At 71.2% G+C, this 14192-nt stretch carries 13 protein-coding genes and 1 tRNA gene; 9 read left to right on the forward strand and 5 right to left on the reverse strand.

The window, feature by feature from the left end; all coding sequences use genetic code 11:
- Nucleotides 1-7: 7 nt before the first annotated feature.
- From efeB to B100_RS0120030, 4 genes are all read left to right on the forward strand, one after another.
- Entirely contained in the window at nucleotides 8-1297 is a 1290-nt protein-coding gene (gene efeB, locus B100_RS0120015) for an iron uptake transporter deferrochelatase/peroxidase subunit (protein ID WP_024886203.1), read from the forward strand.
- A gap of 70 nt (nucleotides 1298-1367) precedes the next feature.
- The gene (gene pheA, locus B100_RS0120020; protein ID WP_024886204.1) at nucleotides 1368-2300 is read left to right on the forward strand and encodes a prephenate dehydratase; all 933 of its coding nucleotides are present in this window, start codon (nucleotides 1368-1370) and stop codon (nucleotides 2298-2300) included.
- 619 nt (nucleotides 2301-2919) lie between these two features.
- A complete protein-coding gene (gene serS, locus B100_RS0120025; RefSeq protein WP_037723119.1) occupies nucleotides 2920-4197 on the forward strand; it encodes a serine--tRNA ligase in 1278 nt (425 codons plus the stop codon).
- Nucleotides 4194-5006 (forward strand): HAD family hydrolase, encoded by an 813-nt coding sequence (locus B100_RS0120030; RefSeq protein ID WP_024886206.1) that lies wholly within the window; start codon nucleotides 4194-4196, stop codon nucleotides 5004-5006. Before serS ends, B100_RS0120030 begins: the two co-directional genes overlap by 4 nt.
- A 37-nt stretch (nucleotides 5007-5043) precedes the next feature.
- Here B100_RS0120030 and B100_RS0120035 read toward each other — a convergent pair.
- From B100_RS0120035 to B100_RS0120055, 5 genes are all read right to left on the reverse strand, one after another.
- Nucleotides 5044-5128 (reverse strand) — tRNA-Ser (locus B100_RS0120035).
- A 408-nt stretch (nucleotides 5129-5536) separates the two neighbouring features.
- A complete protein-coding gene (locus B100_RS0120040) occupies nucleotides 5537-6256 on the reverse strand; it encodes an ABC transporter permease (RefSeq protein ID WP_024886207.1) in 720 nt (239 codons plus the stop codon).
- Nucleotides 6257-6265: 9 nt separating this feature from the next.
- A complete protein-coding gene (locus B100_RS0120045; protein ID WP_024886208.1) occupies nucleotides 6266-7177 on the reverse strand; it encodes an ABC transporter ATP-binding protein in 912 nt (303 codons plus the stop codon).
- Entirely contained in the window at nucleotides 7174-8088 is a 915-nt protein-coding gene (locus B100_RS0120050) for an ABC transporter permease (protein ID WP_024886209.1), read from the reverse strand. Before B100_RS0120050 ends, B100_RS0120045 begins: the two co-directional genes overlap by 4 nt.
- Nucleotides 8078-9046, reverse strand: coding sequence for an ABC transporter ATP-binding protein (locus tag B100_RS0120055; RefSeq protein WP_024886210.1), 969 nt, complete (start codon nucleotides 9044-9046; stop codon nucleotides 8078-8080). Before B100_RS0120055 ends, B100_RS0120050 begins: the two co-directional genes overlap by 11 nt.
- Nucleotides 9047-9217: 171 nt before the next feature.
- Here B100_RS0120055 and B100_RS0120060 point away from each other — a divergent pair, with 171 nt between their 5' ends.
- The 5 genes from B100_RS0120060 (at nucleotide 9218) to B100_RS0120080 (ending at nucleotide 14175) form a co-directional block, all read left to right on the forward strand.
- On the forward strand, nucleotides 9218-10975 hold the full coding sequence (locus B100_RS0120060; protein WP_024886211.1) for an SDR family oxidoreductase: 1758 nt from the start codon (nucleotides 9218-9220) through the stop codon (nucleotides 10973-10975).
- A 133-nt stretch (nucleotides 10976-11108) separates the two neighbouring features.
- Complete coding sequence (locus B100_RS0120065; RefSeq protein ID WP_024886212.1) at nucleotides 11109-11657, forward strand: RNA 2'-phosphotransferase; 549 nt, start codon at nucleotides 11109-11111, stop codon at nucleotides 11655-11657.
- 3 nt (nucleotides 11658-11660) lie between these two features.
- Complete coding sequence (locus B100_RS0120070) at nucleotides 11661-12119, forward strand: hypothetical protein (protein ID WP_024886213.1); 459 nt, start codon at nucleotides 11661-11663, stop codon at nucleotides 12117-12119.
- Between the two features lie 167 nt (nucleotides 12120-12286).
- Nucleotides 12287-13189: an LLM class flavin-dependent oxidoreductase gene (locus tag B100_RS0120075; RefSeq protein WP_024886214.1), complete on the forward strand. Its 903-nt coding sequence runs from the start codon at nucleotides 12287-12289 to the stop codon at nucleotides 13187-13189.
- Between the two features lie 98 nt (nucleotides 13190-13287).
- A complete protein-coding gene (locus tag B100_RS0120080; protein ID WP_078541034.1) occupies nucleotides 13288-14175 on the forward strand; it encodes an HAD hydrolase family protein in 888 nt (295 codons plus the stop codon).
- Nucleotides 14176-14192 lie beyond the last annotated feature (17 nt).

Below are 14192 nucleotides of genomic sequence, written 5' to 3' on the forward strand. Positions count from 1 at the left end.
ACCACCCATGGCTGACCACTCCCTGTCGCAGACCCGCACCCCCGAGGAGGGACACCGGACGCAGTCCGACGGCACCGCCTCCGGGGCGGGCATCTCGCGGCGCCGCCTGCTCGGCACGGCCGGCACCACCGGGCTCGTGCTCGGGGCGGCCGGCGGAGCCGTCGGCTACGCGGCGGCGCCCTCCGGAGCCACCCCGCTCACCTCTGTCGGTGCCGCACAGGTGCCGTTTCACGTGAAACATCAGCCGGGCATCACCGACCCGCTCCAGGCGCACGGCCATCTCGTCACCTTCGACCTGGCGCCCGGCGCCGGCCGCAAGGAGGCGGCCGCGCTGCTGCGCCGCTGGTCCGACACCGCCCGCCGACTGATGGCCGGCGAGCCCAGCGCCCAGGGCGACACCGACGTGGCGCGCGACGCCGGGCCCTCGTCGCTGACGCTCACCTTCGGCTTCGGGTACAGCTTCTTCGCGCGCACCGGGCTGGAGAAGCAGCGCCCGGCCGCCCTGGACCCACTGCCCGCCTTCTCCTCGGACCGGCTCGACCGTGCCCGCAGCGACGGTGACCTGTGGGTGCAGATCGGCGCCCATGACGCCCTGGTGGCGTTCCACGCCCTGCGCGCGGTACAGAAGGACGCGGGAGCGGCGGCCCGGGTCCGCTGGCAGATGAACGGCTTCAACCGCTCACCGGGCGCCACCTCCCGGCCCATGACCACCCGCAACCTGATGGGCCAGGTCGACGGCACCCGCAATCCGAAGCCCGCCGAACCCGACTTCGACGAGCGCATCTTCGTACCGGAGAAGGGCGAGCCCACCTGGATGGCGAACGGCTCCTATGTGGTCGTACGCCGGATCCGCATGCTGCTGGACGACTGGGAGAAGCTGTCGCTCGCCGAGCAGGAGGGCGTCATCGGACGGCGCAAATCGGACGGTGCGCCGCTCACCGGAGGCGGCGAGACCTCCGAGATGGACCTCGCGAAGACGGACGCCAAGGGCGACCTCGTCGTCCCCTTCAACGCGCACGCCAGGATCACCCGGCCCGACCAGAACGGCGGGGCGGCGATGCTGCGCCGCCCGTTCTCCTTCCACGACGGTATCGACGCGGACGGGGTGCCGGACGCGGGTCTGCTGTTCATCTGTTGGCAGGCCGATCCGTTGCGCGGCTTCGTGCCGGTGCAGCGCAAGCTGGACCGGGGTGACGCGCTGACGCCGTTCATCCGCCACGAGGCCAGTGGCCTGTTCGCCGCCCCGGGCGGCGCGGCGGAGGGCGAGTATGTGGGCCAGGCACTGCTGGAGGGGTGAGAACCGCCCGGAGTCACCCCTGAGAGCGCTCCGGGATTCGCGGTCGGCGTGGGCCCATTAGGGTGAGGTCATGCCAGCGAGCTATGCGTATCTCGGCCCAGAGGGCACCTTCACCGAAGTCGCCCTGCGCACGCTTCCCGAGTCGGCCACGCGTGAGCTGGTCCCGTACGTGTCCGTGCAGTCCGCGCTCGACGCGGTGCGCGCCGGTGAGGCGGAGGCCGCGTTCGTCCCGATCGAGAACTCGGTGGAGGGCGGGATCACCACCACCCTCGACGAACTGGTCGCGGGCAGCCCTCTGATGATCTACCGCGAGGTGCTGCTGTCGATCACCTTCGCGCTGCTCGTCCGCCCAGGCACCAAGCTGTCGGACATCAAGACGGTGACCGCCCATCCGGCCGCCCAGCCCCAGGTGCGCAACTGGCTCAGGACCCACCTCCCCGACGCACTCTGGGAGTCGGCCGCCTCGAACGCGGACGGCGCGCGCCTGGTCCAGGAGGGCCGGTACGACGCGGCGTTCGCCGGTGAGTTCGCGGCGGCCCGGTACGGCCTCGAGCCGCTGGAGACGGGCATCCACGACGCGGAGAACGCCCAGACCCGGTTCGTGCTGGTGGGCCGCCCCGCCCGCCCGGCGGCGCCCACCGGCGCCGACAAGACCTCCGTGGTGCTGTGGCAGCGTGACGACCATCCCGGTGGGCTGCGTGATCTGCTGGGGGAGTTCGCCACCCGGGGCATCAACCTGATGCTGCTCCAGTCGCGGCCGACCGGTGCCGGCATCGGCAACTACTGCTTCTGTGTCGACGCCGAGGGGCACATCTCCGACCGGCGGATGGCCGAGGCGCTGACGGGTCTGAAGCGCATCTGTCTGCAGGTGCGCTATCTCGGCTCGTACCCGAGGGCGGACGTGCGGCCCGGTGAGGTGCGGCCGCCGTTCCCGGGGACGTCGGACGAGGAGTTCGTGGGCGCGGCGGACTGGGTGGCGCGCTGCCAGGACGGCCGGTTCTGAGCAGCCTCGCCCCCATGGACGGGCCCGTCTCCGTGGACCCGTCTGTATGGACCTGTCCGAGCAGGCGTGGACCTGTCCGAGCGGGCCCGGGCCGGTCCTACCTGCCGATTGTCGTTATCCACAGAAGTTATCCACAGGTCCGCTTCTCGACCTGGGGACAAGTCGACACGGAGTCTCCCTTCAGTCGACAAATCGCCCTACGGGCCATGATCACGTTCATTCGCCCGCAGCTCACCCTTCGTCCACTCTTTTGCGGCGATCAACCCTATGGAGGGAGGTCTTTCCACTCGAAAGTGGCGGTAGAGGGACTTTTTCCAGGGAATCCCCGCCTTCGACCGGGCCTTTCAGAGTGATCAATTCCGACGTCCACAGATCTTCCCCACAACCTGTGGATAACTTTTCCGGCGGTGTGGACAGCTGTGGACAGCCGGACTCCAAGTCCCGTTCCACACAAGGATTTCAGGTCAACACGGGCCGCGGAACCGACTCTTTCAAGCGATGAGACCCCCTTGATTGACCTTGAAGAACACAAGGGAGATTTCACCAGCTAAGGGACACAGGTCGTGGCACCGCAATAGTCAGTCGTGAGCCGTCGTCCCGCACCGGTAGCCTTGACCGCGTGATTGACCTTCGCCTGCTCCGTGAGGACCCTGACCGTGTGCGCGCTTCGCAGCGCGCCCGTGGAGAGGACGTCGCGCTCGTCGACGCTCTCCTGTCCGCCGACGAACGGCGCAGGTCGTCCGGCGTCCGCTTCGACGAGCTGCGCGCCGAGCAGAAGTCGCTCGGCAAGCTCATCGGCCAGGCGGCCGGCGACGAGAGGGCCGAGCTGCTGAAGAAGGCCGACCAACTCAAGGCCGACGTCAAGGCCGCCGACGCCGAGCGCGACGCCGCCGACACCGAGACCCAGGAACTCCAGCTCAAGCTGAGCAACCTCGTCCACCCCGACGTCCCCGTCGGCGGCGAGGAGGACTTCACCACCCTGGAGACGCACGGCACCATCCGCGACTTCACCGCCGAGGGCTTCGACCCCAAGGACCACCTGGAGCTCGGCCAGCTCCTCGGCGCCATCGACGTCGAGCGCGGCGCCAAGGTCTCCGGCTCCCGCTTCTACTTCCTCACCGGTGTCGGCGCGCTGCTCGAGCTGGCCCTGGTGAATGCCGCGATGGCACAGGCCACGGCGGCCGGCTTCACACCGATGCTGACCCCCGCCCTGGTGCGCCCGCAGTCGATGGCCGGCACCGGCTTCCTCGGCCAGGCCGCCCAGGACGTCTACCACCTTGACAAGGACGACCTGTACCTGGTCGGCACGTCCGAGGTGGCCCTGGCCGCGTATCACATGGACGAGATCCTGGACGCCGACCGGCTGCCGCTGCGCTACGCGGGCTTCTCGCCCTGCTTCCGCCGCGAGGCCGGCTCGCACGGCAAGGACACCCGGGGCATCTTCCGCGTCCACCAGTTCGACAAGGTGGAGATGTTCTCCTACGTGACGCCGGAGGACTCCCAGGAGGAACACCGGCGGCTGCTGGAGTGGGAGAAGCAGTGGCTGACCTCGCTGGAGCTGCCGTTCCGCGTGATCGACGTCGCCTCGGGCGACCTCGGCTCCTCGGCCGCCCGTAAGTACGACTGCGAGGCGTGGATCCCGACGCAGGGCAAGTACCGCGAGCTGACCTCGACCTCGGACTGCACCGAGTACCAGTCGCGCCGCCTGCAGATCCGGGTCCGTGAGGGCAAGAAGGTACGCCCGCTGGCCACGCTCAACGGCACGCTGTGCGCCGTGCCGCGCACCATCGTGGCGATCCTGGAGAACCACCAGCAGGCCGACGGCTCGGTGCGCGTGCCCGAGGTGCTGCGTCCCTATCTGGGCGGCCGGGAGATCCTGGAGCCGGTCACCAAGTGAGCGCCTCTCCGTCCGCCTTCCCGTACCGGCTCGTCGCGACCGACCTGGACGGCACGCTGCTGCGTGACGACCACACGGTCTCCGGCCGGACCCGTGACGCACTCACCGCGGCCGCCGCGGCGGGTGCCGCGCACATCGTCGTCACCGGCCGCGCGGTGCCCTGGACCCGTCCGATCCTCGAGGACCTCGGCTACGAGGGCCTCGCCGTCTGCGGCCAGGGCGCCCAGGTCTACGACGCGGGGGCGGGCCGCCTGCTCACCTCCGTGACGCTCGACCGGCAGCTGGCCGGGGTGGCGCTCGCCAAGATCGAGGCGGAGGTCGGTCCGCTGCACCTGGCGGCGAGCCGGGACGGTCTGGACGGCGAAGTGCTGGTCGGGCCGGGCTACGACGTCATCGGCTCGCTGCCGGCGACGCCGTTCACCGACGCGTCCGACCTGTGGGCGGCCCCGCTGAACAAGCTGTACATCCAGCACCCTGAGCTGAGCTCGGACGAGCTGGCCGAGGCGGCGGAGCGCACCGCGGGCGGTTTCGTCACGGTCGTGATGGCCGGCGAGGGCATCGTCGAACTGCTGCCGCTCGGGCTGTCGAAGGCGACGGGGCTGTCGCTGGCCGCGCGCCGGCTGGGCGTGAAGGCGGCGGAGACGATCGCCTTCGGGGACATGCCCAACGACATCCCGATGTTCGCCTGGTCGGGCCACAGTGTGGCCATGGCCAACGCCCACCACGATCTGCGGGCGGTGGCCGACGAGGTGACCGCCTCCAACGAGGAGGACGGCATCGCGGTGGTGCTGGAGCGCCTGCTGGGCTGACGCCCGGCGTCCCACGGGGCGCGTACTGCGTGTTCGGCGGAGGATGCACGGATCGAACGTGCGCGGGCTTTCACCCGACCCCGGCTTAGCAAACCGGTGCCTTACCACTCGGCCAATCCTCCGGGTGGGCGGCCCGCGCGCGGTGTGCGCGCGCTCGAAGCGGCCGCCCCGGGCAGGTCCTCGGGGGGACTCGACGGAGCAGTAGGGATTACTCCGGAGTCCGCCGCGGACCGCCCCGACGGAAGCGGAACGTACTGCCGTGCATGGGCATGGTCCCGCTCCTCTCCCGGCTCCCGGTCGCCGGGAGGTTCCCGGCGATGCGGACACCCTCACTCTGCCCGGCCGCGTCCGCCCGGCGCCACCGAATAAACGGCACCGGCGATCGTCGGACGAACGGCCTAGTCGGAGGAACGGCACCGTCGGACGAACGGCACCGGACGAACGCCGGGCGACACAGCACCGGACACGGCGGAGGGCGGCACCGCCTTCCTCGGCGGCACCGCCCTCGTACACCGTGGGGCGTGCGCCCCTCACTCCTCGCCGGCGAGCGTCAGCGTGCGCAGCTTCTGACCCGCGTACCAGGTGGCCAGCACGGTGACGACGGCCAGCGCGACCGTCGCCGTCGTCAGGCCCACGTCCGAGGTGACCAGGTCGCCGCCGGACACCTTCTCCGCCACGGCCAGCGCCCACTGCTGGACGCTCAGCGTGCGCGCGCCGGGCACCAGGGAGCCGAACAGCGCCTCCCAGATCAGCGCGTAGACCAGGCCGAAGACCACGGCGTGCCGGGAGACCGTGCCGAGCAGGAGGAACAGCGCCGCGTAGGCGATGGAGGCGACCAGCGCCGCCACCGTGTAGGCGACCGCGATCTGCTGGCCGTTGCCGTTGAGGATGAGGCCCGCGATCAGCGTCGGCACGGCGGAGAACACCATGGTGACGGCGACGGCGACGATCAGCTTCGTGTAGATGATCGTGGGCCGCTTGATCGGCTTGGACAGCAGGTACACCACCGAGCCGTCGTCGATCTCGGGGCCGATCGCCCCGGTGCCCGCGATGACTCCGATGAGCGGCACCATCGTGGCGAGCGCCAGCCCGCCGAGGATGTCGGCGGCGGTCTGGTCGTCGGCGCCCGCGAGGGCGCGCACCGCCAGCGAGATGACGATCAGCAGCAGGGGCAGTGCGCCCAGGATGAGAGCCCGGCGTCGGCCGAGCAGGGCCCGGTACGTGAGCCGGGCGACTGTGGGGTCGTACATCAGGGCCTCCTACGCCGCGACCAGGTACGAGAACACGGACTCGAGGGACTCGTCGGACGGCGAGACCGTGAGCAGGCGGATGCCGTGCTCCCTCGCGACCTTCGGCAGCAGCGCGGTGAAGCGGCCGAAGTCGACGGCCTGGATGCGCAGGGCCCCCTCCGTGACGTCCACCTCGATGCCGGCCGTGGACGGGTCGGCGATCAGCGCCGCCGCGAGGGCGCGGTCGTCGCTGGAGCGCACCAGGTAGCGGTGCGGGCGGTCCGTCATCAGGCGGCGGATCCGCCGGAAGTCACCGCTGGCCGCGTGCCGTCCGGCGACGACGACCTCGATGTGCCAGGCGAGCTGCTCGACCTCTTCGAGGATGTGCGAGGAGAACAGCACGGTGCGGCCCTCGTCGCCCATCCGCCGCAGCAGGTCCATCAGCTGCATGCGCTGACGCGGGTCCATGCCGTTGAAGGGCTCGTCCAGCAGGAGCAGTGAGGGGTCGTGGACCAGCGCGGAGGCCATCTTCACGCGCTGCCGCATGCCCTTGGAGTAGGTGGCGATCTTGCGGTCCTGCGCGTACTCCATCTCCACCGTGGCCAGCGCCTTCTGGGCGGCCTTGGCGCCCAGGCCGTGCAGCTCGGCGTTGGCGAGGACGAACTCGCGGCCGGTGAGGAAGTCGTACATCGCCTCGCGCTCGGGAACGATGCCGATGTGACGGTAGATCTTCTCGTTCCGCCACACCTGCTCGCCGTCGAGGGTGACGGTGCCGGTGGAGGGGGCGAGGAAGCCGCCCATCATGTTGATGAGGGTGGACTTGCCGGCGCCGTTGGGGCCGAGCAGGCCGGTGACGCCGGGTCCGATGGTCATGGTGACGTCGTTGACGGCGACCACGTTGCCGAACCAGCGGGAGACGTGGTCGATGCTGAGGGTTGTCACAGCCCCACCTTCTTGTAGCGGCGCACCAGGAGGCCGTAGCTGGCGGCGATCAGGCCGAGGGTGAACAGGACGTAGACGACTCCCTCGGCGTCGGTCGGGCCCACGCCGCCCGGGAAGGCGGAGGTCGCGCCCAGGAAGGCGGACTGGACCCCGTCGATCAGGGTGATCGGCGAGAACAGGCCGATCCAGGCGATGCCGTCGCCGCTGTTCTGCACCTCCGCGATCGCCTGGAGGGTGGAGACGGCACCGTAGGTGATGGTCAGGACGGCGATCACGGCGGCGATGCCGAAGCCGCGGCGCGGCGTGACCGACGCGATGACCAGGCCGATGCCGGCGAAGAGCAGCGAGAGCAGGGCCACGGACACCAGTCCCTGTGCGAATCCCTTGGTCTGGTCGGTGAAGTCGAGCTTGGCCAGGAGCGCCCCGACGTACAGCACCAGCAGCGGCGCCGCGGTCAGGACGAACAGGGCGGAGGCCAGCGCGGCGTACTTGGCGCGGACGTAGTCGGCGGTCTCGATGGGCCGCGAGAAGTACAGCGGCACCGTCTTGAAGCGCAGGTCGCGGGAGACCGACTGGGGTGCCTGCGAGGCGACGTACAGGCTGATGACGGCCTGCATGACGATCGCGTAGCGCGTGTAGTCGAGCGGCAGGTCGTTCGCCTTGGTGGCGACCGCGACGGCCACCATGATCGCCGCCGGCACGCACATCACCACGAACAGCAGCATCGGTAGCACCTTGGACTTCACCGAGCGGCCGAGGCCGTAGGCGCCGCGCAAGGACTGCGAGTACAGCGAGAGCCTGGCGTACGAGCGGCCGAGGCGCGGTCCGTCGTAGGAGCGGTAGCCGATGTTGTGGATACGGGTGTCACCCGACGGGGTGACTGGTGCCTGCAAGGACTGCTCAGCCGCCATGGCCGACCGCCTCCTTCCGCTGCGCGTCGTCCGCGTCGTTCGTGAAGACCTCGGCGATCTGGTGCCGCCGCTGTTCCATGCGCACCAGGCCGAGGCCCAGGTCCGCGATCACGTCCCGGACCAGGTCGTAGGTGTCCTCGCCCTGCGCGGTGAGCAGCAGGATGTGTCCGGCGCCCGGCAGTCCGCCGCCGTCCTGGGCGGTCACCCCGCGCGCGTGGAGCGCCTCGCGCACCGCGCGGGTGCCGTCGGGGTGCTCGTCGGTGTCGGTGACCTCGATCGCGAGGGTCGTGGTGGTCTGGGTGAAGTCCCGGGTGGAGCTGGAGCGCAGCAGCTTGCCGCCGTCCACGACGACGACGTGGTCGCAGGTGCGTTCCAGTTCGCCCAGCAGGTGGGAGGTCACCAGGACCGAGATGCCGAAGTCCGTGTGGATGCGGCGGATCAGGCCGAGCATCTCGTCGCGGCCGACCGGGTCGAGGCCGTTGGTGGGCTCGTCCAGGAAGACCAGCTGCGGGTCGTGCACCAGGGCCTGCGCGAGCTTCACCCGCTGCTTCATGCCGGTGGAGTAGCCGCCGATGGGGCGGTAGCGCTCCTCGTACAGGCCGACGTGGCGCAGGGTGTCCGCGGTGCGCTCGCGCGCGGCGGTGGGCGGCAGGCCGGACATGCGCGCCATGTGGACGACGAACTCGGTGGCCGAGACGTCCGGTGGCAGGCAGTCGTGTTCCGGCATGTAGCCGACCCGTTCCCGGATGGCGGCTCCCTCGGTGGCGACGTCGAGGCCGAGCACTGCGGCGCGGCCCTCCGTGGCGGGGGACAGACCCAGCAGGATCTTGATCAATGTGGACTTGCCGGCTCCATTGGCTCCGACGAGTCCGGTCACACCGGGCCCGACGTCCACGGAGAGCCGGTCAAGAGCGGTCACCCGGGGGAACCGCTTGCTCAGGCTTTCGGTCGCGATCACAGTCACATCCATGACGGTAGTGACCCGTACCACTGCGGTCGTCAGACCGCGGGGCCGTCTTGGGATCCCCCTGGAGTCGTACGCGCCCGTAGGGGTCGCCCTGCCTGAGAGTTGTCCACAGCTCGGGGTGCGCCGTTGACGGGTCCTCCGACAGCTGCGAGATTCGCCGGTGTGACGGGACTCGAGGGTGCGCGGGAGCGCCGGGTACGTACCGGCGGCGTGGAGCTGTGTGTGGCCGAGCTGGGCGATCCCGGCCGCCCCACGGTCGTCCTGGTGCACGGCTACCCGGACAGCAAGGAGGTGTGGTCGCGGGTCGCGCCGCGTCTGGCCGAGCGGTTCCACGTGGTGGCTTACGACGTCCGGGGACACGGCCGCTCCACGGCGCCGCGTCCGCTGCGCGGCGGGTTCACGCTGGAGAAGCTGACCGACGACTTCCTGGCCGTGGCGGACGCGGTCAGCCCGGACGCCCCGGTGCACCTGGTGGGGCACGACTGGGGGTCGGTGCAGGCCTGGGAGTTCGTCACCGTGGCCCGTGCACAGGGGCGGATCGCGTCCTTCACCTCGGTCTCGGGGCCCTCGCTCGACCACTTCGGGCACTGGATCAGGCGCAGGCTGACGCGGCCGACCCCGCGCCGGGCCGTCCAGCTGCTGGGCCAGGGCGCCCGGTCCTGGTACGTCTACGCGCTGCACACGCCGGTGCTCCCCGAGCTGGCCTGGCGCGGCCCGCTCGGCCGGCGCTGGCCGCGGATGCTGCGGCGCATGGAGCGGGTGCCGGGCGACGACTACCCCACCTCCTCCCTGCCGTCGGACGCCGCGCACGGTGCCTGGCTCTACCGGGACAACGTGCGCCCGAGGTTGCGTGACCCGCGCCCCGACGCCTACGCGCACGTGCCCGTGCAGCTCGTCACGCCGCTCGCGGACCGGTTCCTCTCCGAGCGGCTCCACGACGGCCTGGAGGAGTGGGCGCCCCGGTTGACCCGGCGCACGCTGCCGTCGGGCCACTGGGTGCCGCGCAGCCGGCCGGACCAGCTGGTCACCTGGATCACCGACTTCGTGGACTCCGTCGAGGGCGGGCGGCCGGAGGCGGTTCCCCGGGGCCGGTACGCCGACCGGTTCGGCGGGCGGCTGGTGCTGGTCACGGGCGCCGGGAGCGGCATCGGGCGCGCCACCGCGCTCGCTTTCGCCGAGGCGGGCGCGCGCGTGGTGGTGGTCGACCGGGACGCCGGCGCCGCGGTCCGCACCGCCGAGGAGGCCCGCGGGCGCGGCGCCGCGGCGGCCTGGGCGGAGGCTGCGGACGTGTCCGACGAGCGGGCCGTGGAGAAGCTCGCCGAGCGGGTCACCGCCGAGCACGGGGTGGTGGACGTGCTGGTGAACAACGCGGGCGTCGGGCTGGGCGGCTCCTTCTTCGACACCACGACGGAGGACTGGAAGCGGGTCCTCGACGTCAACCTGTGGGGCGTGATCCACGGCTGCCTGTACTTCGGCAGGCGGATGGCCGAGCGGGGGCAGGGCGGTCACATCGTCAACGTCGCCTCCGCGGCCGCGTTCCAGCCGTCCCGGGCGCTGCCCGCCTACGGCGCGTCCAAGGCGGCGGTGCTGATGCTCAGCGAGTCCCTGCGCGCGGAGCTGGCCGGGCGGCGGATCGGCGTGACGGCGGTCTGCCCGGGGTTCGTCAACACGGCGATCGCCTCCACCGCGCGCTTCGCGGGCACGGACGCGGAGGAGGAGCGGCGCAGGCGCCGGAAGACCGCGCGGCTGTACGGGCTGCGCAACTACCCGCCCGAGAAGGTCGCCGCCGCCATCCTTCGGGCGGTGGCGCGCGACGAGGCCGTCGTACCGGTGACCCCGGAGGCGCGGACCGCGTACGCCCTGGCGCGGTGGATGCCGGGGGCGCTGCGGAGGGTCGCGCGGGTGAAGCCGCCTGTGTGAGCGAGGCCGTGCGTCGCGGGTAGTTGTCCACAGAAGCCACCGTTCCGCTGTGGATAACCTCACTTATCTGTGGATCAAACCTTCGGAAGTAAATCGATCGCGTGACGCGCGTCTCTCCCGGCAGTCTGAACGGATGAACGAAAGACGCACCGTTCAGGTGTCGAAGTACATCGCCAGGCATCTGCGCCACCAGCCCGGGCGGATCGGGCTGACACCCGACGCGGCCGGCTGGGTCGAGATCGACAGCCTGCTCGCCGCGGCCTCCGAGCACGGCTTCCCGTTCACGCGCGAGGAACTGGACCATGTCGTCGCCGCCAACGACAAGCGGCGCTTCGCCGTCGAAGGCACCCGGATCCGCGCCAGCCAGGGACACAGCATCGCCGTGGACCTCCAGCTACCGCCGGCCGTTCCGCCGGCGTGGCTCCACCACGGCACCGTCGCCCGGAACCTGGAGGCGATCCGCGCCGAGGGACTGCGGCCCATGAACCGGCACGCGGTGCATCTCTCCGCCGACCGGGAGACGGCGACCCGCGTCGGCGCCCGCCGAGGACGGCCGGTGGTGCTGTCGGTCGACGCGGGCGCCATGCACCGCGACGGTCACGTGTTCCAGGTCAGCGCCAACGGCGTCTGGCTGACGGAGGCCGTGCCGAGCCGCTATCTGCGCCTCCCCGAGGACGGGTAGGCCATGATCGGTGGCATGGACCACCTGCCGACCACCGAGGCCGCCGTCACCGCCCTCCGGGCCCTCGCCGACCGGTACGGGCGCGCGATCGAGGTCACGCACGACATCGGGGCGGACCAGACCTCGCGCCGCACCGCGGCCGGGGTCGGGGTGACCACCGACCCGGACGGCTCCCTGCCGCACGAGGCGTACGTCGAGTTCGGCGGTCTGCCCCGGGTGCGGGTCCGTCTCTACCCGGAGGACGACGCGCTGATCGACGTCGAGGGCGTCGAATGCCCCGACGTCCCCCGCGACGACGTCCCCGCCTTCCTGCGGTCCCTGTTCGACGGTCTGGCCCACGTCAAGGCCCGCCGATTCCCGCCGGGCCACTTCCTGGTCGTGCCACTGCCGGGGGACCGCACGCACAAGGAGTTCATCCCCCTGCTCGTCCTGACCCCGTGGTTGAGCGCACGGGTGCGATGAGGACGTCCTGATCGGAGCGCGGTTCCGCAAAGCGTGAGGGCGCGGAAGCGGGGCGAGCACGCGATCGTCGCGGGCCGCCCTGGTGTCGTGACCTGCGCGGTGCGTGACGTACGCGGGGGCACGGAGCGTTTCACGTGAAACCGGTCGCGCCGCTTAGGCTCGGTGGCATGAGCCTGCGTCTGAGCACCGTGATCCTCCCGTACCGCCGCTGGCACGAGGGCACCCGTTCCGCCTGGGTCCGGGCCGAGGAGCTGGGCTTCCACGCCGGGTACACCTACGACCACCTGTCCTGGCGCAGTTTCCGCGACGGGCCGTGGTTCGGCGCTGTCCCGACCCTTACCGCCGCTGCGGCCGTCACCGAGCGCATGCGCCTGGGAACGCTGGTGACCTCGCCCAATTTCCGGCATCCGGTCACCCTCGCCAAGGAGCTCATCTCCCTGGACGACATCTCCGGCGGCCGCGTCACGCTCGGTATCGGCGCGGGCGGTACGGGTTTCGACGCCACCGCCTTGGGCCAGGAGCCGTGGACCCCGCGCGAGCGCGCCGACCGCTTCGGCGAGTTCGTCCACCTGCTCGACCGGCTGCTCACCGAGGACGCCGTGTCGTACGAGGGGGACTTCTACGCGGCGCACGAGGCGCGCAACATCCCCGGCTGCGTCCAGCGACCCCGGCTGCCGTTCGCGGTGGCGGCCACCGGCCCGCGCGGACTGCGGCTCGCGGCCCGCTATGGGCAGGCATGGGTGACGACGGGCGACCCGAGGCTGTACGAGAACGGCACGCCCGAGCAGTCGGTTCAGGCCATTCGCGGGCAGGCGGAGAAACTCGCCGACGCCTGCGCCGAGACCGGCCGGGACGTCACCGAGCTGGACAAGATCCTGCTCACCGGCTTCACGCCGGACCGGGGCCGTCCGCTGGAGTCCCTGGACGCCTTCGTGGACTTCGCGGGCCGCCACGTCGAGCTGGGCATCAACGAGATCGTGCTCCACTGGCCCATCCCGGACTCCGACTTCGCCGCGGACCAGAAGGTCTTCGAACGCATCGCCATGGAAGCTCCGGCGCAGCTGCGGTGAGCGACGGAGGGTGCCGCCCACCCAGGGCGGAGCGCGAAGCCGCTGGTGACGTCGGTAATCACTCAGATGTGCGGCGTCCCGCACGGTCGTGCGGGCATATGCGGGACAATGGCCGGGTGACCTCAGCGATCCGAGAGCCCGAGTCCCTGGCCGCCACCACCCCAGCGCGGCTCATCGCCACCGACCTCGACGGCACCTTGCTGCGCGACGATAAGTCGGTGTCCCCGAGGACCGTCGCCGCGCTGGCGGCCGCCGAGGAGGCGGGCATCGAGGTCTTCTTCGTGACCGGCCGCCCCGCCCGCTGGATGGACGTGGTCAGCGACCATGTGCACGGACACGGTCTCGCCATCTGCGGCAACGGCGCGGCCGTCGTCGACCTGCACGGCGGCCCCGGCGCGCACCGCTTCGTCAAGGTGCGCGAGCTGCCCCGCGGCAACGCGCTGGACGCGGTGCGCCTGCTGCGTGATGCCGCCCCGGGCACGGTGTACGCGGTCGAGCAGACCTTCGGCTTCCATCAGGAGCCGGCGTACCCGAAGCTGCACATGGAGGTCCCGGACAACCTGGCGCCCGCCGAGGAGTTGCTGGGCCCGGATTCCCCCGCCGCCGGTGAACCGGTGCTCAAGATCCTCGCCTACCACCCCGAGCTCGACCCCGACGCCTTCCTCACGCTGGGCCGGCTCGCCATCGGTGACCGCGCCAACGTCACCCGCTCCAGCCCCAGCGCCCTGCTGGAGATCAGCGGTCCCGGCGTCTCGAAGGCCAGCACGCTCGCGTTGTGCTGCGCCGAGCGCGGCATCTCGCACGAAGAGGTCGTCGCCTTCGGGGACATGCCGAACGACGTCGACATGCTGACCTGGGCGGGCCGCTCCTACGCGATGGGCAACGCCCACCCGGACGTGCTCGCCGCCGCCTCGGGACGCACCGTCGCCAACAACGACGACGGTGTGGCCGTGGTGATCGAGCAGTTGCTGAACGAGCGGAGGTAGCGACTCGTGCCGGGGCC

The organism is Streptomyces sp. CNH189, assembly GCF_000527195.1.

Excerpts from the sequence above, each read along its gene's own strand:
- B100_RS0120070 (WP_024886213.1), top strand. The coding sequence starts at position 11,661 with ATGATCGGTGGCATGGACCACCTGCCGACCACCGAGGCCGCCGTCACC.
- B100_RS0120040 (WP_024886207.1), bottom strand. The coding sequence starts at position 6,256 with ATGTACGACCCCACAGTCGCCCGGCTCACGTACCGGGCCCTGCTCGGC.
- efeB (WP_024886203.1), top strand. The coding sequence starts at position 8 with ATGGCTGACCACTCCCTGTCGCAGACCCGCACCCCCGAGGAGGGACAC.
- B100_RS0120065 (WP_024886212.1), top strand. The coding sequence starts at position 11,109 with ATGAACGAAAGACGCACCGTTCAGGTGTCGAAGTACATCGCCAGGCAT.
- B100_RS0120050 (WP_024886209.1), bottom strand. The coding sequence starts at position 8,088 with ATGGCGGCTGAGCAGTCCTTGCAGGCACCAGTCACCCCGTCGGGTGAC.
- B100_RS0120075 (WP_024886214.1), top strand. The coding sequence starts at position 12,287 with ATGAGCCTGCGTCTGAGCACCGTGATCCTCCCGTACCGCCGCTGGCAC.
- pheA (WP_024886204.1), top strand. The coding sequence starts at position 1,368 with ATGCCAGCGAGCTATGCGTATCTCGGCCCAGAGGGCACCTTCACCGAA.
- B100_RS0120080 (WP_078541034.1), top strand. The coding sequence starts at position 13,288 with ATGCGGGACAATGGCCGGGTGACCTCAGCGATCCGAGAGCCCGAGTCC.